Here is a 25531-nt window from a genome sequence, read left to right as displayed (position 1 = left end):
CGACCGGAAGTCGCACCGCTGGGTAGACGCTGGTTTGCCGGGACCGTGGTCGCGGCATTCCTGCTCACCTTCCTCCAGGCGCCCGGTCTCACGGTCGCCGATACGAAATACGATCTGGCGCAGAATCCGCTCGGATTCCTCGATCGCGCCGCCCACCTGTGGAGCAGCCAGGCCCCGATGGGCCAGGTGCAGAACCAGGCCTACGGCTATTTCTTCCCGCACGGGGCGTTCTTCTCGGCCGGGCACATCCTCGGCCTGCCCGCCTGGGTGACCCAGCGGATCTGGTGGGCGCTGCTCCTGCTCGCCGGGTTCTGGGGCATCGTCCGGCTCTGCGAAGTACTCGGCATCGGCAGTCGCGGGTCCAGGATCATCGCGGCCATCGCGTTCGCCCTCTCCCCCCGGGTGCTGACCACACTCGGCTCGATCTCCTCGGAGACGCTGCCGATGATGCTCGCGCCATGGGTGCTGCTCGCTCCCGCCGCGCTCGGCACCGCCTATCGCCGACGGGCGCGCGGCGGCGCGGTATCGCCCGCGGGCAGCGCGCTCGCCCTCGCGCTGATGGGTTCGGTCAACGCGGTCGCCACCGTCGCGGCCTTCCTGCCCGCCCTGCTGTGGTGGGCCTCGTACCGTCCCAATCGGGACTGGTGGCGTTTCACCAGGTCGTGGATTCCGCTGCTGGTACTCGCCACGCTGTGGTGGGCGGTGCCGCTGCTGCTGCTCGGCAAGGTCAGCCCGCCGTTCCTGGACTACATCGAATCCTCCGGCGTCACCACCCAGTGGGCCTCACTGGCCGAGGTGCTGCGCGGCACCGACAGCTGGACGCCGTTCGTCTCCCCGGAACGTATCGCGGGCGCGGTGCTCGTCACCCAGCCCGCGGCGGTACTGGCGACCGGCCTGCTCGCGGCGGCGGGACTCGCGGGACTGGCCATGCGGACCATGCCGTTCCGCGGGCGGTTCGCGCTCATCCTGCTGGTCGGTCTGGTCGGGATCTGCGCCGGTTACGTCGGCGAACTCAGCGGTCCCTTCGCCGAATCGGTGCGCGTCTTCCTCGATTCCGGCGGTGCGCCGCTGCGCAATGTCCACAAACTCGAACCGCTGATCCGGCTGCCGCTCGTCATCGGCCTCGCGCATCTGCTCTCGCGGGTGCCGTTACCGGTCTCCTCACCGCTGCCGGTGTGGCGCAGCGCCTTCGCGCACCCCGAACGTGACCGCATGGTCGCGATCGCGGCCCTCGTGCTCGCCGCGCTGACACTGTCCACGTCGCTGGCCTGGACCGGGAAGCTGGCCCCGCGCGGGGCCTACGACGAGGTCCCCGCCTACTGGGAACAGACCGCGCGGTGGCTGTCCGACAATGCCTCCGACACCCGCGCGCTCGTGGTACCCGGCGCGCCCTTCGGCAGTCAGGTATGGGGCCTGACCAGGGACGAGCCACTCCAGGCGCTGGCCGACACCCCGTGGGCGATCCGCGACGCCGTCCCGCTCAACCCGCCCGGCACCATCCGCGCGATGGATTCGGTGCAGCGCCTGATCGCCGACGGCCGCCCCTCCGAAGGACTCGCGGCGACCCTGGCCGACCAGGGCATCGGCTATCTGGTGCTGCGCAACGACCTCGATCCGGAGACCTCGCGCTCTACTCGACCGCTGCTCGCGCACCGGGCGATCGAGGGATCGCCGGGGCTGACCAGGGTCGCCGAATTCGGCAATCCGATCGAACCGGTCGTCATCGCCGACAACCTGGTGGCCGACGGCGATCTGCGTCCGGCCTACCCGGCGGTCGAGATCTATCGCGTCGACGCGCGTGCCCCCGGAACTCCGGTCGCGGTCACCCCGGGAGTCGGCGCGCCGGATTCGTTCCCCGGCGCGTACACCGTGCCGCTGGCTTCGGTGCCGGTCGTGCAGGGCGGTCCCGAAGTACTCGAGCGACTGCGCCGCGATCCGGAGCACCCCGACGCGCCGGTCCTGCTCGCGGGCGACGCGGCCGCCGCCGGACTTCCGATCGGACCGCTGACCGTCACCGATACGCCGATGGACCGGGAATCGGATTTCGGCCGCGTCGACAACCACAATTCGGCCCTGCGCGCCCCGGACGATCCGCGGCGGACCCACAATCTGGTGCCCGACTATCCGGTGGCGGGCACGGAGCCGGTGCGTGGGCAATGGTCGGGCGCGACGATCACCGCGTCGAGTTCGGCCTCCGACGCCACCCAGATCGGCGGTTCGGCCCCCGGCAGCTCGACGACCGCCGTGATCGACGGCGACCCGGCCACCTCCTGGATCAGCAGCGGACTGGAAAGTTCGGTCGGACAGTGGCTGCGGCTCGATCTCGACCGTCCACTGCGCTCCGGGTTGCTGCGCCTGACCACCAGCCCGGCCGCGATCGGCGATCCGGTGAAATGGGTCGAGGTGCGCACCGTCAACGGCAGTGTGTCCGCGCGGATCACCGAACCCGGTACGCCGGTGTCGATCCCACTGCCGGTCGGCTCGACAGACTGGGTGAGCATCACCGCGATCCGCACCGAAGGCGGCCGTCGCGGTGGACAATTCGGCATCAGCGAACTGACCCTCGACGATTATTCCGTGCGCGACGCACCGGTGCGCGTCGATATCAGGCATCGCACCGTACTGCCGCCGACACCGGCGGGCGCGCGGATCGAATCCTGGGATCTTGGACAGGAATTCCCCGGGCGCAGTGCGTGTTTCGACACCCCCGAACGCATCAGATGCAGTAAAGGGCTCGCCCTGGCGCCGGAAGAACCCGGCACCTTCCAGCGCACCCTCACCTCGCCGGAACCGATGCCGGTCACCCCGCGACTGACCCTGCGCACCAGGCAGGGGCCCGCGCTGGAGGCCATGCTCACCGACCCCGACCGTCCGGTGGCACGCGGCAAAGCCGATGTCGGCGACCTGCGCGGCGCCGCCTTCGCCGCGACCGACGGCGACCCGCGCACCAGCTGGACCGCACCCGAGGATTCGGTGCGATCCAAGACCGGCGCCAAACCGACGCTGACGATCGAACTACCGGAACCGGCGCTGGTCACGGGCCTCGATCTCACCACCTCGCTGGGCGGGCTGCCCGCCGCACCCACCTCGGTCTCGGTGAATCTCGGCAACGGTCCGCAAGTCCGTGAACTCGACAAGGACCGGGAAGCCGGGGAACCCGCGCGGATATCGCTGTTCCCGACCGTCACCGACCGGATCGAACTCAGTATCCAGAGCTGGACGCCGGTGTTGGACCGGACCGCGCTCGGCTTCGCCGCCGAACAGCCGCCCGGCCTGGCCGAGATCTCGGTCCTCGGCCCGGACTACCCGCCGCCCGCCCCCGCCGATCGACCGCTGACCATCCCGTGCTCACTCGGCCCGACGGTGAGCGTCGACGGAATCGCCGTGCGGACCAGCGTCACCGCGACCGCCGACGAGTTGCGTTCCAGCGCACCGGTTTCCGCTCGGGCCTGCGACGGCGACGAATCCGCGACCGCGGATACCCCGCCGACGCTCGTGGTCGGATCGGGACCCGTCGACGTCAGTGTCGGGCCGACCGAACTGTTCTTCATCGATCGGCTGCGGCTGACGCGCACCGACAACCGACCGGCCCCCGCCTCGAACGGGCAGCGAGTGCTCGTCCTGCCGCTCAGCACCAATGTCGGCTGGCAGGCCCGCGCCGCCGACGGCACCGAACTCGCGCCGGTGGTGATCGACGGCTGGCAGCAGGGCTGGCGGCTGCCGGACAACTGGTCGGCGCGCGACGAACCGATCACCGTCTCCTTTCCCGCCGACCGCTGGTATCGGCTCGGCATCTTCGGCGGCCTCCTGCTCTTGATCCCCCTGATCGCGCTGGCGATACCGCGTCGGCGTTCCCCGGTCGTCGAGACCATCGCGGTGCCGCGAACCTGGGGAACACGCACCGTCGGCATCGTCGGGGTGACGGCCGCGGCGACGATCATCGCCGGTCCGGTCGGCGCCGCGCTCACCGTCGCCGGGGTGGCGGCGGCCCGCTTCTACGCCCGCGTCACCGCGAACCACCTCGCGATCGTCGCCGGGGTGGGAACCGCGCTGTCGCTGGCGGCGCTGTCCACCGGGCCGTGGCGCTCACCGGGCGGATACGTGGGCGGCTCGGTCTGGGTCCAGGTGCCCGCGCTCATCGCGGTGATCGCGGTCGGTATCGCCGCACTCCCGCGCGCCCGCACCCGACCGGAGCGGGCCGGACCCGACGACAGCGACTCACGAGACGGCTAGCGTTGTCCGCGTGCGGACCTGCGTGGAATGCGATTTCGCCTACGACCTCACCGTCGCGACCGAGGTGTCGGCGCTGGCGCGTGGCTACGCGGACGACTACGCCCGAATCCTGATATCCGACCCGGCGCGACTGCGGCGCCGGACCGCGCCCACGGTGTGGTCACCGCTCGAATACTCCTGCCACGTCCGCGACGTCCTGCTCGTCCAGCGGGAGCGCGTGCTCACCGCGCGACGAGTCGAGATTCCGATCGCCGAGCCCATGGGCCGCGACGAACGGGTCGAGCACGCCGGATACGCCGACGAACAGCCCGAAGATGTCAGCCGTCAACTGTGGGACGCGGCGTCGCTGTTCGCCCACGCGCTCGACCGGTTGTCCGACGAGGATTGGGAACGACGACTCGTCTACGGCTATCCCGAACGCGCCGAGCGGACATTGCGCTGGGTCGCCGTGCACACCCTGCACGAGTTACGGCACCACCTCGGAGACATCAGACGTCAACTGTAGGTCGCGCCGCTACGTCGGGTTCTTCTCCCGGGCCAGTTTCGCCTCGTCGAACCGGTGCGCCAGGCGGCGGGCCGGATCCTCGACGAGGGCGAAGCTGGCGGCGGCCAGCGGGAGGGTGAGGGCGACGGTCAGCAGCAGGACGAAGACGAAGTTGCGCTGGAACGGCAGGATGCCGAAGACCGGGAAGATGATCGACAGCACGGCCAAGTGCCAGAGGAAGATTCCGTAGGACCATCGGCCCAGGGTCGCCGCCGTACTCGATCGCAGCCAGCGATGTCTGCCGTCGCCGAGAACCAGCGGGGCGATCAGCCCGAATCCGATGACGGTGCCCAGTGCCATCTTCGCCACGTACTGCCAGGGTGCGGCGTGGGTGAGTCCGGCGGGCCCGCCGAGATCGGTCGCGGAGAAGATCAGCGCGACCAACGCGATGGACCACATGAGCCGCTGGTTTCCCAGGTAACGACGCCACTTCGACAGCGCCCCCGGATCGTCGACGAGTTCGGCGAGCAGCATGCCCACCGCGAACCACGGCAGGTAGGCGGGCAGCCAGTTGTCGGCGTGGATCGCGTCCTGGGTGGGGATGGGCAGGAAATTCCAGCCGAGGCAGATCAACCCGAAACCCGCGATGACCGGCACCCGGTAGCGCGCCGCGTCACCGCGCAAGCGGACAAGGGCGAAGGCGAGCAGCGGCAGAACGAGGTAGAACGCCACCTCCACCGAGAGACTCCACATCTGGGTGAGCCCGTCGGTCAGGGTAAGCGGCACGAAGACCTGGAGCAGCGCGAGATTGGACAGCCACACGCGTATCCCCGCCGTGTCGGCCGCGTTGGGCAGCAGGATCAGGACCGCGACGACCACCGCCCAGTACGCGGGCAGGATGCGCGCGCCACGGTGCAGCAGATAGCGGAGGGTGGACGGTTTCGGACCGAACCCACGCGCGGCACTCGCGTGCGGTCGCCACAGCAGGAATCCGGACAGCGCGAAGAACACCGCGACCGCCATGTCGAAACGTTCCAGGATCCGGCCGAACGACACCGAGGACGCACCGGTCTGGAAGGCGACGTGGGTGACCATCACGCCCAGCGCGGCCATCGCCCGCATACCTTCCAGCGCGGGCACGAAACCGCGCGAGCGCGGCGGCGCCGCGTCGGTGGTCGCCGACGGCACGGGGATGGTCGCGGTCATCGTCCTCCGGTCTTCCCTCACCGGTTTTCCGGGTTGAGAACAATACGTTTCACATTTCACGCTAAACTCGGACGATTTCTTGGCGGATTCGGCCTCGGCACCGCATAGTACGACATCGGACTGTTAGTGTCGGGGCTCACGAGTGCTGTGGTGCGCCAGCAGAGGTATAACACCTGCGGGCCACGCGGCACTTTGCCGGATCCGCCTGTGTTCTAGACGAGGAGAGTTTGCATGGCACTGAGTGCCGGTACCAGAAGGACGGTGGCCTGCCTACTCGTGGGCCTGGGCGCGTTGCTCGTCGTGATGGCGTTGCTGATCCCGACCTATACCGTCGGCAAACTGTCGAAGACTCCTCTCGACCTCGAGATCACCACGGTCGCGGTCAACCAGCCGGGTCAAGACAGTCTGGTGCTCGACTCGAAGTCGCTCACCGCTCCCGAAGGCGCGGCGAAGGTCGACACCAACGTGCCGATCGTCTCGCAGCGCTTCCTCACGGTCGAGGATCCGTCCGACGCCGACGAGATGACCATCCAGGCCGGCCAGACCCTGCGCCGCATCGACAAGCAGGGCGACACCGGCCTGCTCACCGCGACCGTCGACCGGGTCACCATCGACCGCGTCGACGGCATGCCGGTCGACAAGGAGCCCAACGGCTCCATCGCGGTCACGACCAACAAGGAAGGCGAGAGCATCGCCGACCCGGTCCAGCACACCGGTCTGCAGTACCGCTTCCCGATCGGCACCGAGAAGAAGACCTACCCGTACTTCGATCTCAACGCCCGCGCGACCTTCGACATCAACTTCGTCGAGGAGACCGAGATCAACAGCATGAAGGTCTACCACTTCCAGCAGACCATCCCCGCCACCAGCATGTGGGATGTCGTGCAGACCCCGACCAACAAGCTGACGCTGCCCGCCGCGAAGTGGGGCCTCGAGGGCGACGCCCCCGTCACCATGACCCGGTACTACACCAACGTCCGCGACGTGTGGGTGGAGCCGGACACCGGCACCGTGATCAAGGGCGGCGAGCAGATCCACCTGTACTACGCCCAGAACGCCAACAAGCCGGATGTCACCGCGCTGAAGTCGAACCTGATCTTCGACGAGAACACCATCGAATCGCAGATCTCGGTGGCCGAGGAGAACATCGACAAGCTGTCGCTGTTCGGCCGCACCATGCCGATCATCTTCGGCATCCTCGGCGTGCTCGCGATCATCGGCGGCGTCGTCCTCGGCCTCACCGGCGGTTCCACCTCGGCTCCGGCCGGGCGCTCCAACGCCCCGTACGGACGGCCGAGCGGACCCGCGGCGACCGGCCCCGCGCCGACCACGGGTCGTCCGCGCGGCGGCGATGACGCTCCGACCGAGCAGATCGATATCCGCAAGAATCTCTGATCCACCCGCTCACTCCGAGCAACCTTCGAATTCGGCCCCCCGGCCTCCTCGCCGGGGGGCCGAATTCGTTCGCGCACCGGGCGGAATAGCGGCGCGGGAATTGTCCGGCCGAGACGGAGTGCCACCGAAGGACCCGCCCCGGTCCCGAAATTCACGCGAGGGGCAAACCCCGGATATCCAAAACATTCAATTCATCGACAGCGCACCGGGACTCGGGGTACGGCCGAGGCTCGCGCACCGGTATACGGTGTCGAGCGCGGCGTTCGCTTCGGCGGTATGCCCCATTGTCGCCTGCTCGATGATCTTGAAATTCCGCGCCGCCGAATTCGGCACGCACCGACGGACTCGAACGCCTCAGATCCGTTGCGCCGCGGCGGCTACCGGGCGCTCCGCGGTACGCAACACGATCACCGCGACGACCGCCGTGGTGACCGCCGCGACCGAAACCGCCGTGGCGATCAGCGCGGGCACCGTGCGGGCGAACGACACCATCAGGGTGACCTCGACGGCCAGACCGATCCAGGTCACCGCGGCAAGGGCCGTTCGGTCGACCGCGATCGCCGACAGGACCGCGCCCTGCAACACCGCGAGGATCGCGCCGTGCAGCGCGAACAACCACAGCAGGCCCTGGATCGGCGCGTAGTCCTCGCCCGCGAACAGGGGCGCCACCGGAGCCGCGAGCGCGGCGCAGGCGACCGCGACCACGCCGATCGCGGACAGCACGCCCAGCGCGTCCCGGATCGCGCGGGCCGAATGCGTCGGCGCGGCCATCCGCGGGTACAGCACCACCCCGACCGCCTGCGGCAGCCAGAACGCGATCTTCGTCGCGATGGTGCCGAGGGCGTAGCGGCTCGCGTCGACCTCGTCCAGCACGATGCGCACCACGATCAGATCCGCCGAGGACAGCGCCATCAACGCGGCCTGCACCTGCGCGGCCCGCAATACCGGAAGCACGCCGACGATGTGCTCGCCGGTTCCGGCCTCGGTGGTCCGCGCCGAACCGGCGACGTAGCGGGCGAAGATCGCCGCGGCGACCAGTCCTCCCGCCGCCGCGCACAGGGCCGCCGCCGCACCGCCGCCGAGCGCGAGGACCACCAGCGCGGGCGTCACCCTGGCGATCCCGGCGACGCCGAGCACGACGGCCAGCCCGCGGAAACGGTTGGCCCCTTGCAGAATCCCCTGTTCACCCGACAGCAACACCAGCGCGGGCGCCGCGCCGAGCGCCGCCGCACAGGCCGCGATCCCGACGTCGAGTGCGAACGTCACCGCGGGAATCAACGCCGCGGCGACGACGGCGACGATCACCGCGCACCGCCACTGGAGTGCGCGCAACCGCGCGATCCCCGCCCCGCGCACGGACTCCCGCGCGACGACGTTCTGCAACGCGAGCGCGGGCACCGCGCACAGCAACTGCACCGCGAGCAGGCTGGCGAATTCGCTGTATCCGGTCACCCCGAGCCAGCGCCCGGCCAGCAGTTGCAGCAGGTAACCGGCCACATTCGCGGTCATCGCGCCGGCGGTCACCAACGTCAAATCCGCGACCACAGGGAGACGACGGACCGCGAGCACACCCCATCGTCCCACCTCCCCGATCCGGCCCCGCACAGACCCACATCGGCGTGCCGCCGGGGTTCGACGCGACATCGCTGCCCGGGTGCCGGTCGGACCCGTACAACCCCGTGGTGTGCGCGGTGCCCGGCTTCATGGGGATTCACCTACCGCAGCGATGGTCGGTTCCGCGGATTTCGGCGGCGACCGCCGCTCAGCGTCGGGACGGCGGTGCCGTCTCCGCCTGCTCGACCAGTTCGTCCAGATGCGCGCGCGACCACGCGCACAATCCGTGGACGGTGCGCAGGAGATCCGCTCCGGCGGCGGTCAGGGCGTATTCGACGCGCGGACCCGGGGTGCGGTAGTCGTGTCGGGCGACGATGCCGTCGGCTTCGAGTGCGCGCAGAGTGGCGGTCAGCATCTTGTAGCTGATCCCGTCGATCGCGCGGTGGATCGCGGCGAAACGCGGCTGTCCGGACCCTATGGCCTCGATGACCGGCAGCGCCCATTTGGTCGACAGGGTCGCGAAGACCCGGCGGGCCACGGCGCTCGCCAGTTCCCGTTCGGCCGCGCCGTCGGTCATGGACCCACCTCTCACCTGAAAGTGCGTACTTACCGAGGTTAGGCCCGCGCCGTAGCGTCCGGGCGGTGCAGATTCTCAAGACCTACGCGAGATTGTTCGTCCGCGACCTCGATACGACCCTGCCGACCTACGAGAAACTCGTCGGCGCGCCCGCCGACCTACGATTCGCCTTCGAGGAGGCCGAACTCGCCGCGGTCGGCGACTTCCTGCTCATCGCCGGTCCGCCCGAGGCCACCGACCGCTACCGCACGACCCTCGGCCCCGTGGTCGTCGACGATCTCGACGCGGTGCGGGATTTCCTCGCCGCGACCGGCTGCACGGTGATCGGCGGGCCGCTGACGTCCGCGACCGGCCGATTCCTCTACGCCCGCCACCACGACGGGAACGAGATCGAATACGTCGAGTGGACGGCGGAACTGCGGGCGCGCGTGCTCGGCGCCACCGGGTGGGCGGTGCGCAACGGAGGCGACGGTCCGTAGGGTTCTGGGGCGTGGGCGAGAGCGGGCGGAGTACACGGTGGGCCGGACTGATTCCGGCCGGCTACAGCGCCGTGCTGACGACGCTGATCACGGGACCGCTGCTCGGTTCCGGCTACCTGCTGCTACGCGACGCGGTGAGCACACCCCGGTCCTATCTCACCGATTCCGCGCTCGGACTCGGCGATGCCGCTCCCCGAGCCGTCCCGCAGGACGCGCTGCTGGCCGCGCTGTCACCGATCGTGGACGGCGGGTTGCTGGTGAAGGCGATTCTGATCGTCGCGCTGTGGGCCGCCGGATACGGCGCCGCCGTGCTGGCCCGCGAACTGCTCGCGGTGTCGCTCGGCCCGCAGTTGGTGGCGACGACGCTCACCCTCTGGAACCCCTTCGTCGCCGAACGACTGCTGCAAGGACATTGGAGCCTGCTCGCCGGATACGCCGCACTTCCGTGGACCGCACTCGCGGCCTATCGCCTCCGGTCCGCGATCTCGCCGGGTCGGCGGTACTCCGCGGTCGCCGCGTGGGGCGCGCTCGCCGGATGTCTCGCGGCGGCGGGACTCACCCCGACCGGCTCGCTGCTCGCGGGGTGCGTCGCGCTGTTGACGGTCGGGCGGCGCAATCTGCCGGGCACGCTGGTCCTGCTGGTGGCCGCGTCCGCCCCATGGCTGGCGGCGACGGCGTTGTCGGGGGCGGGGGCCGAACCCTCCGACTCCACGGGTGTCGCCGCGTTCGCCGCACGTGCCGAACCCGGGCTCGGCACGCTGGGCAGCCTCGCGGGCCTCGGCGGCATCTGGAACGCCGACGCGGTTCCGGACTCGCGCACCACGCCGATCGCCCTGGTCGCGACGATTCTGCTACTGGCGGTGGTGGCGAGCGGAATTCGATCCGTGCTCACAGCCGTTCCCGAAGATCGCGCGGGCCTTCACGTGCGCCGCACACTGTTCGCCCTCGCCGTCGCCGTCGTCGTCGTTCCCGCGCTGGCGAGCACCGGGTGGGGGATGGAGGTCATGCGGTGGCTCGTCGTCGAGATCCCCGGCGCCGGTCTGCTTCGCGACACTCAGAAATACGTCGCGCTCGCCGTACCCGCCTTCGCCCTGTGCGCGGCTGCCGGATGCCGGGCACTCGCCGCGCGAATAGCCGCGCGCACTACGAAACCCACTGAGAACCAAGAGTTTTCGGGGGGAGGTTCGGCGGCGATACCGGTCGCGGTCTTGTTCGCCGTCCTGCTCGTCGCCCCGCTGCTCGACCTCGCCTTCGGCGTCGGTGGTTCGGTACGTCCGGTGCACTACCCGCTCGGGTGGCAGCGCGTCGCCGAGAAGATCGATGCCCCGGGCGATGTCGCCGTACTGCCCGGCGGAATGTTTCGACGGTTCCCCTACAGCGGAAAGGTCGCCGTTCTCGATCCCGCACCGCGCATGCTGCCCAACGATGTCCTCCAGACCGGCAGACTTCCGGTGCGCGGCCTGACCGTCTCGGGCGAGGGGACCCGCGCGGTCGATGCGGAAAACGCACTACTGCACGGTGATTCGGCACGACGACTGGCCGATCTCGGAGTCGGCTGGGTCCTCGTGGAGCGGTCGACACCCGGCCCACTCGGCGATTCCGTGAAAACCATGCCCCAGCTCGAAAAGCGCTACGAAGACGAGAATTTCGCGCTCTACCGGGTTCCCGGCGAACCGACCCGAGCCACCGAAACACTCCGCGCGCACCGGATCATCGCGATCACGGCACACCTACTGTGGGCGACACTACTGATCGGTGGACTACTCGTCGCGGCGATCTACCGCCCGATCCGGCGCTAGCCCGCGAACGCGGCGGACGGGTCCGGCACGAAATGCCTATCCAACGCCGACCTTCCGACAGACGAACGCACATCCGCTTCCCGGAGGCCGCGGAGCGCCGATCAGGCGTTGACGTCGGGCGCGGCTACCAGCCCGCTCGTGTGCGCACCGCGCGCGATGGCGGCGAGTACCTCGTACACGCCGTTTCCGGTCTGCTCCCAGGAGAATTCGCGAGCGCGGGCGCGGGCCTTCTCCCCCATGACCGAGCGGGCGGCGTGGTCGTCGAGCAGTTCGCCGACGGATTCGGTGAGGTGGTCGACGTCGTCGACCAGCATGCCGGTGACGCCGTCGACGATGGAATCGGTGAGGCCGCGAGAGCTGCGGTATCCGATGGTCGGCACACCGTGCTGGGCCGCCTCGATGACCGCGAGGCCCCACCCCTCTTTGCGGGAGGGCAGCACGTGCACCCAGGCGCGCGAGAGCAATTCGTGTTTGCGGTGTTCGTCGACGTGGCCGTGGAAGGTGACCGCGTCGGCGATGTCGAGGTTCCCGGCGTATTCGCGCAGGTTGTCGGCCCACCAGCCGCCGCCGATGACGTCGAGTCGCAGACCGGGAATCCGCGCGCGCAGCCGGGCGACCGCGGCGAGCGCGTCCTCGATCTGCTTGTGCGGCACCAGCCGGGAGAGCACGACGATCCGCGGTTCGTCGGTGCGGGTCTGCGCGGCCCCGGCCGGAATGTCGGCGGGGACCGGTTCCGCGCCGTTGCGCACCACGGCGATGCGGGAACGGTCGACGCCGAGGGTCGCGAGTTCTTCGGCCGAGGGCAGCGAGACGGTCAGGTACTGATTGTCGCGGTGCACCCGCGGTGAGAGCACCGATTCGATCCACCAGCCGATGCGGCCGACCAGCTTGCCCGCGACCGGCCACTGTTCGCGGTGCCCGTGGTGCACCAGCACCACCGACGGCGCGTCACAGGCGACGCCCGCGAAGAAGGGGATGCCGTTCTGGGTGTCGATGACGGCGTCGGGACGCACGCCGCGCAGCGATCCGAACCCGAGCCTGCCGAGCGCGATGGCGGCCAGGGCGCGCGGGTACACGGTGTAGCGTCCGCCGCCGCGGCTGATGTAGATGCCGTCGACGTGTTCCCGCCGCGCCGCGCCGCGGTAGCGGGCGGTTCGCAACGTGACCTTGACCCCGCGTGCGGCCAGCTGCGCGCCGACCCGCTCCAGGTAGCGTTCGCTGCCGCCGCCCTGCGGGTGCCCGGTGTCACGCCAGCAGAGCAGCAGGACTTCGCGCACAGTGGAGCTCTCTCGCCTCGTCGGGCCCCGGCCGGGGACGTGGATACCGGGGTACACCATAGCGCGCGCGTCCCCGTGGCAAGCGCTTCACCGGCAACGATCTGACGAAAATGTTGAAACGCCCACATTTCACAGTCCACTTTGGATAGCCTGCCGCCACTCGATCAACCAGAACGATGAGGAGAAATACATGAAGGCCACACCGAGGACTCGGACCGGCGGCGGCACCGGCGGCGGCGCGACCGGCGACCTGGGCGGCGCGCTCGCCGTACTTCTGGCGCTGATCACCTCGTCGCTGTCCACCGGCAGCGGCGCGAGCAGCGGCATCGGCTAGCGCGCCGGACTCCCACCGGCCCGGCGGGTACGGAGCCGGGCCGGTCCGGAGTCCGGTCGGTTAGCCCGACGCGGGCGGTACCACCACGGGCCGCCTGTGGAAAACTCTCCGCCGTGCCAAGTGCCAAGACATTGCCGCCCACCACCGAGACGGCCGACCGCCCGCTCGCGCCCAGGGTGCATCGCGCGGAATCCCGGTTCGCACACCGGGCGACCCTGCGCCGGTCCTTGCGACTACTCGGCAGCTTCCGATTCGAGCAGACCGATCCCGCTACCTTCTACGGCGGTATCGCCGCCGACAGCGCGGCCATGCTCGGCGATTTCTACCTCGATCTCACCGGCCGCGACCTCGACGGCGCGACCGTGCTCGACGTCGGCGGCGGCCCCGGCTACTTCGCCGACGAGTTCGCCCGCGTCGGCGCGCGATACATCCCCGTCGAGCCAGACCCCTCGGAATTGCACGCGGCGGGTCTGCCCGCCGCGGGCGCGGTCCGAGGATCCGGGATGGCGCTGCCGTTCCGCGACGACGCCGTCGACATCTGTTTCTCTTCCAATGTCGCCGAACATGTCTCGGACCCGTGGCTCATGGCCGACGAGATGGTGCGGGTGACCAGGCCCGGCGGTCTGGTGGTGCTCTCGTACACGGTGTGGCACGGCCCGTTCGGCGGGCACGAGACCGGTCCGTGGCATTACCTCGGCGGCGAATACGCGGCGCGGCGCTACCGGCGCAAGAACGGCAGGGAACCCAAGAACCGCTTCGGGCAGTCACTGTTCGCGGTGCGCGCCGCCGACGGACTGCGTTGGGCGGCAACGACTCCCGCGAATGTGCGGACGATCTTCCCGCGCTACCACCCGAAATGGGCCTGGTGGCTGGTGCGCGTGCCCGCGATCAGGGAACTGCTGGTCAGCAATCTGGTCGTGGTCGCGACCAAATAGCGGCTCGGAGTTCTCCGGCCCGCTATTTCTCCAGCCAGCCCCGACGCCAGCCGCGCGGCCCGCACGCACCGGAAACCGGTTCGTACCAGGGAGATTCCTGCATGGCCAGCCCGACGGTCTCCAACGTGGTCAACCCGACCTGATCGGCGAGGACACCCACCACCGCGACGGCTTCCGCGGCCTGCATCGCGGCTGTCGCCTGCTCGATCGTCAGCGTTCGCCCCGGTAGGAACGACACGACCCACCCGCCGCTGCCGACACTCTTCGCCTGATGCTCGGTCTGATCACTGGTCATCAACGACCGACCGATCACTTGCACCGCCATGACTCGTTCACCCCTGCGGTATCAGATCAATGCAGAACGGATCGAACAACCGAACTTCGCGGCAAACGAACGTGACGACGGCCGGATTCGAACTGGTCGAGCTCCGGAACTGTCGTACTTCGGTCAAGCAGCTGATCGGTAGCTACAGCATCCACTGTCAACCTCCGGAACGCAATAGTGCGTTTGCGGAAAAGCGAACCGACAGGTTGGAATTCGGCCAGGTCAGGACACCGGCGACGAATGGAACTGGAACAGGTTACAGACAACCAGACCGCAAAACTGTAACGTGTTCTCATGCATTACGACAGCTTGTTCATCGGCGGCCGATGGACCGAACCTGCCTCGTCCGAGCGCCTCCAGGTCATCTCCCCCGCCACGGTCGAGCCGGTCGGCAGCGTTCCGGTGGTCGTGCGCGCCGATGTCGACGCCGCGGTCGCCGCCGCGCGTCACGCCTTCGACAACGGGCCGTGGCCGTCGACCCCGCCGCTGGAGCGCGCGGCCGTGCTCAGCCGCGCCGCCCGGTTGCTCGAGCAGCGTTCGGCCGAACTGCTCGCCGCGCTCACCGCGGAAGTGGGCGCGCCGCAGATGTTCGCCATGACGCTGAATCAGATCCCGGCCACGGCCACCATCGACGCGTTCGCCGAACTCGCGAAAACCTTCCCGTGGCAGGAGACCCGCACCGGCTCCTTCGGCACCTCGCGGGTCACCCGTGAACCGCGCGGCGTCGTGGCGGCGGTGACGGCGTGGAATGTGCCGCTGTTCCTGGCCTGCAACAAACTCGCCCCCGCCCTGCTCGCGGGCTGCACCGTGGTGCTCAAACCCGCTCCGCTGACCCCGATCACCGCGAATATCGTCGCCGACATCTTCACCGAGGCGGGCCTGCCGGAGGGCGTGCTGTCGGTCCTGCCCGCCGAGGCCGAGGCCTCCGAATACCTGATCTCGCATCCGGGCGTCGACAAGGTGACCTTCACCGGGAGCACGGCGGTCGGACGGCGGATCGGCGCGATCGCCACCGAACAGCTCAAGAGCGTCTCGCTGGAACTGGGCGGCAAATCGGCGGCGATCCTGCTGCCGGATATGGATCTGGCGGCGAGCATTCCCGTTCTCGCGTTCTCCGGTCTGATGAACAGCGGGCAGGGCTGCGTCGCGCAGACCCGCATCCTCGCCCCTCGCGGTCGCTACGACGAGATCCTCGACGCGCTGGTCGAACATGTGAAGACGATGAAGGTCGGACTTCCGGACGATCCGTCCGTCCAACTCGGCCCGCTGATCTCCGAACGTCAGCGCGAACGCGTCGAGGGCTATATCGCCACCGGCAAGGCCGAGGGCGCGCGGCTGGTTCTCGGCGGCGGGCGGCCCGAGGGGCTCGACCGCGGCTGGTTCGTCGAACCGACGATCTTCGCCGACGTCGACAACAAGTCGACCATCGCGCAGGAGGAGATCTTCGGCCCGGTGCTGTCGGTGATCCCGTACGAGACCGAGGACGAGGCCGTCGCCATCGCCAACGATTCGGTCTACGGACTCGCGGGCTCGGTCTGGACGACCGATATCGAACACGGGGCCGAGATCGCGTCCCGGGTGCGTACCGGCACCTACGCGATCAACTGGTACGCCTTCGACCCGACGGCGCCCTTCGGCGGCTACAAGAACTCCGGGCTCGGACGCGAGAACGGCCCGGAAGGTCTCGACGCGTACTGCGAGCAGAAATCGCTGTTGATGCCGCTCGGCTGGACCGGATAGCACCGGATGGGGGTGAGGGTCGTCGGGTACCACCGCCGGTCCTCGCCCCGACCTCGGTCAATCCTGCGGCATGAGCACCCGCAGCAGCGGACGTGGACGTCCACCGGGCTCGTCGGGCGCGACCGCGATCTCGACTCGCCAGCCCGGGGGCAACACCGCCTGCAACCGACCCGCGGCCCGGGCGAGCGGCGTACTCGCCGTCGACTCCGGCCCGGTCAGTAGCGGTGCCCCCACGGTGCCGAATCCCAGATCGGTCATGCCTCAACCACCTCTCACGTGTCGATCCGCCGCTGTGCGAATAGGGAGAGCAGAGCAGTTCAGCCGGTGCAACATGCCTGGACGATCGTGAAGCGTTGAACGCGGCACCAGCCTAGTGGACCGCTCTGTCCGTCTCCGCGCGGCTTCGGCCGAAACCCGCGCGAGGCGGTACCGCGGATAGCGCCGGACACCGATCGGGAGAGGCGGAACTAACGGCGCAGCGAACGCCGATATCCGGCGGGCGTCGTTCCGGTCGCGGCGCGCAGATGCGATCGTAAAGCCGTGACGCTGCCGAAACCCGCCCGCGCCGCGACCACCTCGACCGGAAGTTCGGTGGTTTCCAACAACTCTCGCGCCCGCGCGGTCCGCTGCGCCTCCAGCCAGCGCCGCGGCGTGGTGCCCATCTCGGCCTTGAAACGACGGATCAGCGTGCGTTCGCTCATCAATGCCATACCGGCCAGCGCCGAAACATCGCTCACCGCGGCGGGATCCGCCGCCGCCCGAGCCAGCGCGGCGGCGAGCGCTCCGGGAAAATTGTTGTCGCCCAGCGCATCCGGAATGTACTGCGCCTGACCACCCTCGCGATGCGGCGAGGTGACATTCCATCGGGCGAGATCCGCCGCGGCGCCGACGCCCAGTTCGCGCCGCACCACGTGCAGGCACAGATCGAACGCCGCCGACAGTCCCGCCGAGGTGAGCACATCCCCGTCATCGATGTACAGCGCGCCCGGATCCAGTTTCACCGCGGGGAAGAGTGCGGCGAATTCGTCGCAGTAGGCCCAGTGCGTGGTCGCCGGTCGACCGTCGAGCAATCCGGCCCCGGCCAGCACGAAAGCGCCGACGCAGACGCTCATCACCGTCGCCTCGCGCCCGGAGGCCGCCCGTAGCGCGTCGAGTACCTCCGGCGGGGTCGGCAGCGTCGGCAGCCCGATCCCGGGCACGACGATGATATCGGCCGATTCCAGCGCCTCCAGCCCGTGCTCGACTCGCAGATCGAAACCGTTCGGCGTCCACACGGGCCCGGGCCGAATCCCGCAGGTGACCATGTCGAAACCCATCGGCTCGCCGGTTCTCCCCGGTCCGTGCCGAAACGCCTGGACCACACAGGCCAGGTCGTAGGTCATGACGCCGTCCAGCGCCATTGCCACTACCCGTTTCACGGAACGAGTGTGGCACGAATCCATCGGTTGCCCGGATTCGCGCCGGATCGGCGGCCCGATAATGCGGTTACCGTCTTTTTCGCCCTTTTGCCGCCGAATCGAGTAACATCGTTACTAGGCGAGGGTTCCCCCCGCCCCAGCGTACGAATCCAGCCCGCGATCGCGAATGCCGCGAGCGGGCCCGGGCGATCGCATCCTCAGCATTTCTTGCGCCGAATTTTCTTCGCGCACAACAATTTTCGTCTTCCGATCCATTGTGACGGCACCTGACCGCAGATTCGGCGAACTATGTTACTCTCTGGTAGATCGCAGGTGTGACGAGCGTCATGTCATACGGCTATATGTGGTTCGGGAGACATTCGGGCGACGGTGCCCGGGTGGTGCATATGGAGAGATATCGATGCAGAAGAGATTTGGGCGGCGCACACGGTCGGGTTCACCCCGGACCGGACGGATACTCGCAGCGGCGGCCGTGGCCTGTGCCACGGCGGTCGCGGGAGCGGGGATCGATACCGGCGCGGCACAGGCCGCGCCGCCGGTGAGCTCCTTCTACATTCCACCCGCGCAGATTCCGACCGAGCCCGGCTCGGTCATCAGAACCCAGCCCATGTCGCTGTTCGTGACACCGCCCACCGTCAAAGGGTGGCCGGGCGCCGCGCAGCACATCATGTACACCACGCAGTTGCAGGACGGCTCCCCCGTCGCGGTGACCGGCACCTACATCGAGGCGACCGGTCCGTGGCAGGGTGCGGGCGAACGTCCGACCGTGGTGATCGGCCCCGGCACCGCCGGACAGGGCGACCAGTGCGCCATGTCTGTGGCGTTCTCGACCGCACTGTCGTTCAATCTCTCGCCCGCGTTCTCGGTCTCGGCGAATCAGGAGCTGCCGTCCTCGGCGGTGTGGAGCGCCCTCGGCGCCCGCGTTCTCGTCACCGATTACGTCGGTCTCGGCACGCCGGGCATCCACACCTTCGTCAACCGGATCGAAGGCGCGCACGCCATCCTCGACGGCGCCCGCGCGGCCAACAACTTCGCCGGCGTCGGCCCCGAGACCCCCGTGGTCTTCTGGGGTTACTCCCAGGGCGGCGGCGCGACCGGCGCGGCAGCGGAGATGCAGCCGGACTACGCGCCGGAACTGAACCTGAAGGGCACCTGGGCGGGCGGGCCGACCGCCGATCTGGCCGCGATCCTGCAGCGCATCGACGGGGCGCTGATCGGCGGCGCCATCGGATTCGCGATCAACGGTCTGCTGGCGCGCTACCCGGAACTGAACAAGGCCGTCGACCGGGTGACCACACCCGCGGGCCGCGCGATGCTGGAAACGCTGAGCAACGAATGCGTAGGTGACGTCATCTTCAATCAGCCCTTCCTGCGGACCAGTTCGCTGACCATCGACGGCCGTCCGCTCACCGAGCATCTGGCCGAGATCCCCGAGGCGATTCCCGCCCTCGCCGAGATGCGCCTCGGTAATTCGGCCCCGACCACACCGGTGCTGATCACCAGCGGCCTCAACGACGACACCGTCCCCTACGGCCAGGCCCGGCAGCTGGCCCAGGACTGGTGCGCGCAGGGCGCGACGGTCACCTTCCGCACCAACGACCTGCCGCCCATCCTGCCCGGCACCACCCTGCCCGGCCATTTCGGACCCGAGTTGATCGACGGCTTCGGCCCGGACAACGCGGTCACCTACCTGCTCGATCGCCTGGCCGACAAGCCCATCGCCGGCTGCACCATCGACTGATATTCGGCGATGCCGAACGAGCCCCGATCCGGTTCTCGGATCGGGCTCGTTCGCGTCCGGGGTAGGTTCGCGGGGCATCGCGCACCACCCTGGCGAGAATCCGAGCATTACTGGCGTTCACGCCACTCGTCCCGGGCGAGCGCGCGGGTTTCACTCGAATCGGTACGCCGAACAGAGGAGAACAGCGTGGGAGCCCCAGCGGACCTCGATTGGGAATGGGCGACTCGGACCGGGGGCGCGCTGTCGGGCGCGCAACGCAGGCGACTGGCCGCCGCGCTGGCCCGCGCCGTGCCGGGACTACTCGCGGCCAAGGCGGCGAGCGCGCTGGGCGGGCGCGGCAAAGGACGGCTGGAATTCGAAGGTTTGCGGGTGCCGGATTCCGGGCTGGCCGTGGCCGCCGAACGGCGAGCGCGCGAATCGCTCTCGACGCACATGCTCGAACATTCGTACCGGACCTATTTCTTCGGCCGGGTACTCGCCGATCTCGACGGCGCGCGTTTCGACGACGAACTGGTCTACGTCGCGTGCCTGCTGCACGATCTGCGCTTGGAACAGCCGACGCCTGGGCGCTGTTTCGCGGTGACCGGCGCGGAGGCCGCGGTCGAATTCGCGCTGCGCGAAGGAACCGCACCGGACCGGGCCGAGGCGATCGGTGCGGCCATCGCCTCCCACATCACCCCCGGCGTCGCCGCCGACCTGGGCGACCCCGGCGGTTTCGTCTCCGCGGGCGCGTCGGTGGACGTGATCGGCGCCCGCGTCGGTGAATTCGACCGCGAGTGGATCGCGGACCTGCTGACCCGTCACCCGCGCCGCGAACTCAAACGCCACCTGGTCGCCGCGTTCGACGCCGAGGCGAAAGCCGTGCCGCAAGGCCGGACGAAACTGCTCGTCACGGCCGGGTTCAACCAGATGGTCCGGGTCGCGCCCTTCGGCGAATGAGACGCCGACCGCCCCGCACCGAAATACGGTGCGGGGCGGTCGGGTGAGCCGTGGATCAGGCGAGCCGCTGCTTGAGCGCCTCGAATTCGTCGCGAACGCCCGAAGGCAGTTTGTCGCCGACGAATTCGAACCACTCCTCGATGAGCGGAATCTCCTTGCGCCACTCTTCGACATCGACCTCGAGCGCCTCGTCGACATCGTTCGCGTCGACGTCGAGGCCGTCGAGATCCATCTGCGACGCGGTGGGCACGTGACCGATCGCTGTCGACACAGCCTCGGCCTTGCCCTCGATCCGGCCGACGATCCACTCCAGCACGCGGGAGTTCTCGCCGAATCCGGGCCACAGGAAACGGCCGTCGTCGCCGCGACGGAACCAGTTGACGTAGAAGATCTTCGGCAACTTGTTCGCGTCGGCGTTCTTGCCGATATTGATCCAGTGGTTCAGGTAGTCACCGACGTGGTAGCCCATGAACGGGATCATCGCCATCGGGTCGCGACGCACGGTGCCGACCTTGCCCTCGGCGGCGGCGGTCTGCTCCGAGGACAGCGTCGCGCCCATGAACACGCCGTGCTGCCAATCGAAGGATTCGGTCACCAGCGGGACGGTGGTCTTGCGGCGACCGCCGAACAGGATCGCCGAGATCGGCACACCCTGCGGGTCGTCCCACTCGGGGGCCAGGATCGGGCACTGCGACATCGGGGTGCAGTAGCGCGAGTTCGGGTGGGCGGCCAGCGTCTCGGTCTCCCGCAGGTACCAGTCGTTGCCCTTCCAGTCGGTCAGGTGATCGGGCTCGCCTTCCAGGCCCTCCCACCACACGTCGTTGTTGTCGGTCAGCGCGACGTTGGTGTAGACGGTGTTGCCCGCGTTCATGGTCGCCATTGCGTTCGGGTTGGAGCTGTTGTTGGTGCCGGGCGCGACGCCGAAGAAACCGTATTCCGGGTTCACCGCGTACAGCTGGCCGTCCTTGCCGAAACGCATCCAGGCGATGTCGTCGCCGAGGGTTTCGGCGCGCCAGCCGGGAACGGTCGGCTGGATCATCGCGAGGTTGGTCTTACCGCAGGCGCTCGGGAACGCGGCGGCGATGTAGTAGGCCTTGTTCTCGGGGGAGATCAGTTTGAGGATCAGCATGTGCTCGGCCAGCCAGCCCTCGTCGTGGGCCATCGCCGAGGCGATACGCAGCGAGTAGCACTTCTTGCCGAGCAGCGCGTTACCGCCGTAGCCCGAACCGTAGGACCAGATCTCGCGGTCCTCGGGGAAGTGGGTGATGTACTTGGAGTCGTTGCAGGGCCACGGCACGTCGGCCTCGCCCTCGGCCAGCGGCGCGCCGACCGAATGCAGCGCCTTCACGAAGGGGCGGTCGGTGCCCAGCTTCTCCAGCGCGGCGGTGCCCATGCGGGTCATCACGCGCATCGACACCACGACGTATTCCGAGTCGGTGATCTCGACGCCCAGTTTCGGGTCCTCGGCGCCGAGCGGGCCCATGCAGAAGGGCACCACGTAGAGGGTGCGGCCCTTCATCGAGCCGCGGTACAGCTCGGTCATGGTGGCGCGCATCTCGGCCGGGTCGACCCAGTTGTTGGTCGGGCCCGCGTCCGCCTCGGACTTGGAACAGATGTAGGTGCGCGACTCGACGCGCGCCACGTCCGACGGATCGGATAAGGCTAGGAAGGAGTTCGGCTTCTTCTTCGGATCGAGGCGCTTGAAGGTGCCCGCCTCGACCAACTGGTCTGTAAGCCGCTCCCATTCCGCGTCGGAACCGTCCGCCCACACGACTCGCTCAGGCTGAGTGAGTTCTGCGACTTCCTGTACCCAGGCGAGTAGTTCGCTGTGCTCGGTCGGCGCTGTGCCGTCGGATCCACGAAGACCAGGAATGGTCGCTGAGGTCATGAAAACTCTCCTGAGATGGGCGGGCTCTACGATGCTTCGCCGCCTGGCCCAAGGCCCATGACCAGCGCGAACACACCAAGCGCCACCGTTGGCGGGAAGGCACCCGCTACGACCAGTCGAAAGCTCGCCCCGGCTGGACGGCGTACAAGGACGAAGCGGACGCCCAGGTTCCTGCCTTAAAGGTTAACGCGATATGACGACCGGTACGGAATCGGGTACAGGTGAAATACCCGATTAGTTACCAATCCAACAGTCGGTTCCGCCGATCCAGGGTCGCGATATCACGTTCGCAGGCCGCTAGCTGGGCGGGTTGCTCGGCCGCTGCTCGCCGGATCCGCGTCTCCAATTCCGCGACACGCCGATCGGTGTCGATGATGCGGGCCGCGCTCGCGCGCACCACCCGGTCGGCCAGCTCGGTCTCGGCCTCGACAAGAGCCGTCGCCACCCGCTGTTCCAGCGCAGCCTTGACGTTCACGAGCGCGTCGGCGACCCACTGACGCACATGCGCCCGATCGGCGACCTGCCTGCGAGTCCGCACCACCCACCAGGCAACGAGCGCTCCCAGCGCCAACGTCACCGGGATGCTGGCGACGTCCAGCGCGGAAACCAGAGCCAGCGGCGAGACGAGCAGCCTGCCGAGACCGACACCGGCGGACGCGCCGAGAGCGATCATGAGGTGATCTTCGACACCCCGATGTCTCGGCTCGGGGTCGGGTCCCACCCGGGGCGCGGCGTCGCGTCTGCGGTGTGGCGGCGCCACATTCCCCGACGGCGTGTCCCCGGTCGACACGCCGTCAGCGTCCACCTTGGCGGCGAGTTCGGCGAGCCTGCGATCGATGCCGATGTCGATAACACCGGTCAACTCGGTGACCACCTGCTGCAACCGGTCGGGGTAGTGCGCGAGATCGGCCTGGCGCTGGCGGTCGAGTTCGGCACGCGCGGCCACGTGCAGTGCCCTGACCTGGCCGCCGACCTCCGTCATCAGATCGACGCGGGCCAGGTGCAACTGCCCGCGCAATGTCGACATCGCGGTGGCGCGCCCGCTGTCGCGGCTCGCGATCAGCGTCGCCCGTTCGGCCCGCCACCGGGTGGGTTCGGCCCCGGAACGCAGGGTTTCCAGCTGGGCCTGCACTCGCGTCCTGGTCTCCGCGAGCACCCGCGCGTCGAGCGCGGCCAGTCTGCCGTCGCCGGGCGCGGACGCGCTCGCTGACGCTTCGGTCAGTTCCGTGTGCAGGGCGCCGAGTCCCGACCGGTCCATCAATGCCGCGTCACCGCCCGCCCGCGCCGCCGCGGCGAGTCGCGCCGACACCGGGATGATGTCGAGATCCGCGAGGTCCTGTGCCGCCAGCAGTTCGAGATCGCGGTCGCGGACCGACCGCCAGTCCCCGTAGGCGTGGATGCCGTTCATCGCGAGCAGGATTCTGGTGTCCTCGGCGCGCAACCGCCGGATCAGGCCGAGACTGTCGGCGCCGACGACACTGCCCGCGTCGAGCAGGACCAACGCGACCGCCGCCGGTGTCGCGCCGGGCAGTGTCGACTCGACCGAGGACCCCACCTCGCCCATCGGCTCGGTGAGATCGATCCTCGGCTCGAAACGCGCGAGTTCGGTGCGCAACAGGGTGGTGTTCGCGTCGTCCGGGCCGATCAGCGCCACCGCCGACCCCGCACCCGCACCGCGCGCCGCCCTCAGCAGAGCCGCACCCTGCGGATTCCACCGGGCGACGACCGCAAGCACGTCGCGGGGCAGTTCCGAATCCGCCCCGGTCGGCGCGACGGAAGTTTCCGGGTCTGCCGAGGCCACCGCGCCGGTCGCCGGGTCCGCCCGAGTCACCGCGCCGACCTGCGCGGCCGGGGTTCCCGGGGTGGCCGGAACCGGCGGGGGCACAGGCATTGCCGCCCCGGCCGGGGTTTCCGGGTCCGGCGAGGATGCCGGAGTCGCCGAATCGGCGGGAGCAGGGGGGCTCGGCGGCCCGGCTGCCGTACCGGGCGCGGCGGGATCACGTGCGGGTGGATCAGAGTCCGGCACTGCTCATTCGCTCCCACAGTCGGATATAGCCGTTGTGCACGCGCAGGGCGGCACGACGGGCGGTGGGTGGCATATCGCCGGATACGACGGCCCGCCACCGCGCGGCGCGCTGGAGCGCGTCGTCGGCGTCGGCGGGCGCGGGGGACCGGTAGCCCGCGGCCAGGTGCGCGACCGAGGGGTCGGCGAGTCCGGCGCACAGTCCGAGCCACATGGCGTCGTCGCCGTAGAGGTAGTCCTCGATGACGTCGCGCGCGTGACCCGCGACGCCGGGCAGCGACCGTGCCGCGAGCCGGGCCAGATCATCGAGCAGGGCGCCGCCGCGCAGCGCCGAGACCTGCTCGTAGCGGCGGTGCAGCAGTCCGTGCAGCGGATCGATACCGCTCGCGGCGTGCAGCAGCTGGAGCACGGCGTGCGGCGCGAGATCGGGATCGGCGCGCAAGGCGCTCAACGCGCAGGACACCCCGTAGAGGTCCCAGCGGTGCAGCACAGCCTCGCGTTCGGCGACGTCCGGGCCCGCCGCCGGGGAGACGAACAGATCGGGTGAGAGGGTCAGCGCCGGGTCGGCGATGGCGGCCAGTCGGCGCAGGGTCCCCATATCGTCGTCGGTCAGCGCGCCCGCGCGGGTGCGCTGGGCGAGCGAGGCGACGACGGGCAGCGTGAGCACACCGAGTTCCCTGGTGTACTGATCGGCGGCGGCCACGGCGTCGGCCCAGCGCGAGCCGATCGCGTCGGCCTTGTTGAGTACGACAACCGTGCGTTCGGGCGGAAGGTTCGCGAGCACCCTGCGGTCGGCGGGCAGCGGCGCGCCGGACAGCACGTAGACGACGATATCGGCGTCGAGTTCGGGATCGAGCGCGTCCGGTTCGTCCACCGGCCCCGTTTCCGCGGCCGACATCAGCGCCAACGCGTGCAGCACCGTCGTCCGGCCGACGTGCGCGCGCCCGGTGACCAGAATGCGCGGCGGCCTGCGCCACGCGTTGACCGCCACGCTGGCGTGATAGCCGATCTGTGTGTCGGCGGCCGCCGCCCCGCGCAGATCGGCCAGCAGCCGGTCGAGCTGGTCCTGTTCCCGTGTCGGCACCCCGCGTTCCCGCATCCGACCGGTGTTCTCGGTAGCCGTCGGCATGGCTCACCCCCCTTGTCGCTGTGCGATTCTGTCAGACATCCCCGGCGTACGCGCC

At 69.3% G+C, this 25531-nt stretch carries 19 protein-coding genes and 1 pseudogene; 10 read left to right on the top strand and 10 right to left on the bottom strand.

What is annotated here, in order from left to right; translation table 11 throughout:
* Positions 1–45: 45 nt before the first annotated feature.
* Together DAT37_RS03425 and DAT37_RS03420 are read left to right on the top strand one after the other, a co-directional pair.
* Complete coding sequence (locus tag DAT37_RS03425) at positions 46–4233, top strand: alpha-(1->3)-arabinofuranosyltransferase domain-containing protein (protein WP_109523123.1); 4188 nt, start codon at positions 46–48, stop codon at positions 4231–4233.
* Positions 4234–4243: 10 nt separating this feature from the next.
* A complete protein-coding gene (locus DAT37_RS03420; RefSeq protein ID WP_198654055.1) occupies positions 4244–4738 on the top strand; it encodes a DinB family protein in 495 nt (164 codons plus the stop codon).
* Positions 4739–4747: 9 nt separating this feature from the next.
* On the opposite strand, the gene DAT37_RS03415 is transcribed toward DAT37_RS03420, so the two are convergent.
* Positions 4748–5923 carry an acyltransferase family protein gene (locus DAT37_RS03415; RefSeq protein WP_109523122.1) on the bottom strand — a complete coding sequence of 392 codons (1176 nt, stop codon included), beginning with the start codon at positions 5921–5923 and terminating at the stop codon, positions 4748–4750.
* A gap of 231 nt (positions 5924–6154) precedes the next feature.
* Between DAT37_RS03415 and DAT37_RS03410 the strand changes: the two genes are divergently transcribed.
* Entirely contained in the window at positions 6155–7318 is a 1164-nt protein-coding gene (locus DAT37_RS03410) for a DUF3068 domain-containing protein (protein WP_109523121.1), read from the top strand.
* Between the two features lie 354 nt (positions 7319–7672).
* On the opposite strand, the gene DAT37_RS03405 is transcribed toward DAT37_RS03410, so the two are convergent.
* On the bottom strand, positions 7673–8827 hold the full coding sequence (locus DAT37_RS03405; protein ID WP_232839500.1) for a polysaccharide biosynthesis protein: 1155 nt from the start codon (positions 8825–8827) through the stop codon (positions 7673–7675).
* Positions 8828–9080: 253 nt separating this feature from the next.
* Positions 9081–9449: a winged helix-turn-helix transcriptional regulator gene (locus DAT37_RS03400; protein ID WP_109523120.1), complete on the bottom strand. Its 369-nt coding sequence runs from the start codon at positions 9447–9449 to the stop codon at positions 9081–9083.
* Between the two features lie 65 nt (positions 9450–9514).
* Between DAT37_RS03400 and DAT37_RS03395 the strand changes: the two genes are divergently transcribed.
* Both DAT37_RS03395 and DAT37_RS03390 read left to right on the top strand, forming a co-directional pair.
* On the top strand, positions 9515–9928 hold the full coding sequence (locus DAT37_RS03395; RefSeq protein ID WP_109523119.1) for a VOC family protein: 414 nt from the start codon (positions 9515–9517) through the stop codon (positions 9926–9928).
* A gap of 11 nt (positions 9929–9939) precedes the next feature.
* Complete coding sequence (locus DAT37_RS03390) at positions 9940–11727, top strand: hypothetical protein (protein WP_232839471.1); 1788 nt, start codon at positions 9940–9942, stop codon at positions 11725–11727.
* A gap of 101 nt (positions 11728–11828) precedes the next feature.
* Here DAT37_RS03390 and DAT37_RS03385 read toward each other — a convergent pair whose 3' ends face one another.
* Positions 11829–13004, bottom strand: coding sequence for a glycosyltransferase family 4 protein (locus tag DAT37_RS03385; protein WP_109523118.1), 1176 nt, complete (start codon positions 13002–13004; stop codon positions 11829–11831).
* 190 nt (positions 13005–13194) lie between these two features.
* On the opposite strand from DAT37_RS03385, the gene DAT37_RS43800 reads away from it, so the two are divergent.
* Together DAT37_RS43800 and DAT37_RS03380 are read left to right on the top strand one after the other, a co-directional pair.
* On the top strand, positions 13195–13338 hold the full coding sequence (locus tag DAT37_RS43800) for a hypothetical protein (protein ID WP_157978252.1): 144 nt from the start codon (positions 13195–13197) through the stop codon (positions 13336–13338).
* Positions 13339–13514: 176 nt separating this feature from the next.
* A complete protein-coding gene (locus DAT37_RS03380) occupies positions 13515–14273 on the top strand; it encodes a class I SAM-dependent methyltransferase (protein WP_109523277.1) in 759 nt (252 codons plus the stop codon).
* 22 nt (positions 14274–14295) lie between these two features.
* Here DAT37_RS03380 and DAT37_RS03375 read toward each other — a convergent pair whose 3' ends face one another.
* Complete coding sequence (locus DAT37_RS03375) at positions 14296–14598, bottom strand: hypothetical protein (protein WP_109523117.1); 303 nt, start codon at positions 14596–14598, stop codon at positions 14296–14298.
* Positions 14599–14892: 294 nt separating this feature from the next.
* Between DAT37_RS03375 and DAT37_RS03370 the strand changes: the two genes are divergently transcribed.
* A complete protein-coding gene (locus tag DAT37_RS03370; protein ID WP_109523116.1) occupies positions 14893–16338 on the top strand; it encodes an aldehyde dehydrogenase in 1446 nt (481 codons plus the stop codon).
* A 57-nt stretch (positions 16339–16395) separates the two neighbouring features.
* Here DAT37_RS03370 and DAT37_RS03365 read toward each other — a convergent pair whose 3' ends face one another.
* Together DAT37_RS03365 and DAT37_RS03360 are read right to left on the bottom strand one after the other, a co-directional pair.
* Complete coding sequence (locus tag DAT37_RS03365) at positions 16396–16596, bottom strand: hypothetical protein (RefSeq protein WP_109523115.1); 201 nt, start codon at positions 16594–16596, stop codon at positions 16396–16398.
* Between the two features lie 209 nt (positions 16597–16805).
* Positions 16806–17780 (bottom strand): GlxA family transcriptional regulator, encoded by a 975-nt coding sequence (locus tag DAT37_RS03360; protein WP_109523114.1) that lies wholly within the window; start codon positions 17778–17780, stop codon positions 16806–16808.
* Positions 17781–18156: 376 nt separating this feature from the next.
* Between DAT37_RS03360 and DAT37_RS03355 the strand changes: the two genes are divergently transcribed.
* Positions 18157–19497 (top strand): lipase family protein, encoded by a 1341-nt coding sequence (locus tag DAT37_RS03355; protein WP_109523113.1) that lies wholly within the window; start codon positions 18157–18159, stop codon positions 19495–19497.
* Positions 19498–19607: 110 nt separating this feature from the next.
* Positions 19608–20436, top strand: a pseudogene (locus DAT37_RS03350) (HD domain-containing protein).
* Between the two features lie 55 nt (positions 20437–20491).
* Here DAT37_RS03350 and DAT37_RS03345 read toward each other — a convergent pair.
* The 3 genes from DAT37_RS03345 to DAT37_RS03335 form a co-directional block, all read right to left on the bottom strand.
* Positions 20492–22324, bottom strand: coding sequence for a phosphoenolpyruvate carboxykinase (GTP) (locus DAT37_RS03345; protein WP_109523111.1), 1833 nt, complete (start codon positions 22322–22324; stop codon positions 20492–20494).
* A 238-nt stretch (positions 22325–22562) separates the two neighbouring features.
* The gene (locus tag DAT37_RS03340) at positions 22563–24215 is read right to left on the bottom strand and encodes a hypothetical protein (RefSeq protein ID WP_232839468.1); all 1653 of its coding nucleotides are present in this window, start codon (positions 24213–24215) and stop codon (positions 22563–22565) included.
* Between the two features lie 121 nt (positions 24216–24336).
* Positions 24337–25476: a hypothetical protein gene (locus tag DAT37_RS03335; RefSeq protein WP_109523110.1), complete on the bottom strand. Its 1140-nt coding sequence runs from the start codon at positions 25474–25476 to the stop codon at positions 24337–24339.
* Positions 25477–25531: the final 55 nt, after the last annotated feature.

The organism is Nocardia aurea (genome assembly GCF_003123685.1).
Classification (GTDB): Bacteria; Actinomycetota; Actinomycetes; order Mycobacteriales; family Mycobacteriaceae; genus Nocardia; species Nocardia aurea.
Note: the sequence above shows the minus strand (reverse complement) of the source record. Positions and strands in the feature narration are given on the sequence as shown.

Coding starts and splice junctions, on each gene's coding strand:
- DAT37_RS03415 (WP_109523122.1), bottom strand. CDS start 5,923: ATGACCGCGACCATCCCCGTGCCGTCGGCGACCACCGACGCGGCGCCG.
- DAT37_RS03410 (WP_109523121.1), top strand. CDS start 6,155: ATGGCACTGAGTGCCGGTACCAGAAGGACGGTGGCCTGCCTACTCGTG.
- DAT37_RS03405 (WP_232839500.1), bottom strand. CDS start 8,827: ATGACCGCGAATGTGGCCGGTTACCTGCTGCAACTGCTGGCCGGGCGC.
- DAT37_RS03400 (WP_109523120.1), bottom strand. CDS start 9,449: ATGACCGACGGCGCGGCCGAACGGGAACTGGCGAGCGCCGTGGCCCGC.
- DAT37_RS43800 (WP_157978252.1), top strand. CDS start 13,195: ATGAAGGCCACACCGAGGACTCGGACCGGCGGCGGCACCGGCGGCGGC.
- DAT37_RS03375 (WP_109523117.1), bottom strand. CDS start 14,598: ATGGCGGTGCAAGTGATCGGTCGGTCGTTGATGACCAGTGATCAGACC.
- DAT37_RS03370 (WP_109523116.1), top strand. CDS start 14,893: ATGCATTACGACAGCTTGTTCATCGGCGGCCGATGGACCGAACCTGCC.
- DAT37_RS03365 (WP_109523115.1), bottom strand. CDS start 16,596: ATGACCGATCTGGGATTCGGCACCGTGGGGGCACCGCTACTGACCGGG.
- DAT37_RS03360 (WP_109523114.1), bottom strand. CDS start 17,780: ATGGATTCGTGCCACACTCGTTCCGTGAAACGGGTAGTGGCAATGGCG.
- DAT37_RS03355 (WP_109523113.1), top strand. CDS start 18,157: ATGCAGAAGAGATTTGGGCGGCGCACACGGTCGGGTTCACCCCGGACC.
- DAT37_RS03345 (WP_109523111.1), bottom strand. CDS start 22,324: ATGACCTCAGCGACCATTCCTGGTCTTCGTGGATCCGACGGCACAGCG.
- DAT37_RS03340 (WP_232839468.1), bottom strand. CDS start 24,215: ATGCCTGTGCCCCCGCCGGTTCCGGCCACCCCGGGAACCCCGGCCGCG.
- DAT37_RS03335 (WP_109523110.1), bottom strand. CDS start 25,476: ATGCCGACGGCTACCGAGAACACCGGTCGGATGCGGGAACGCGGGGTG.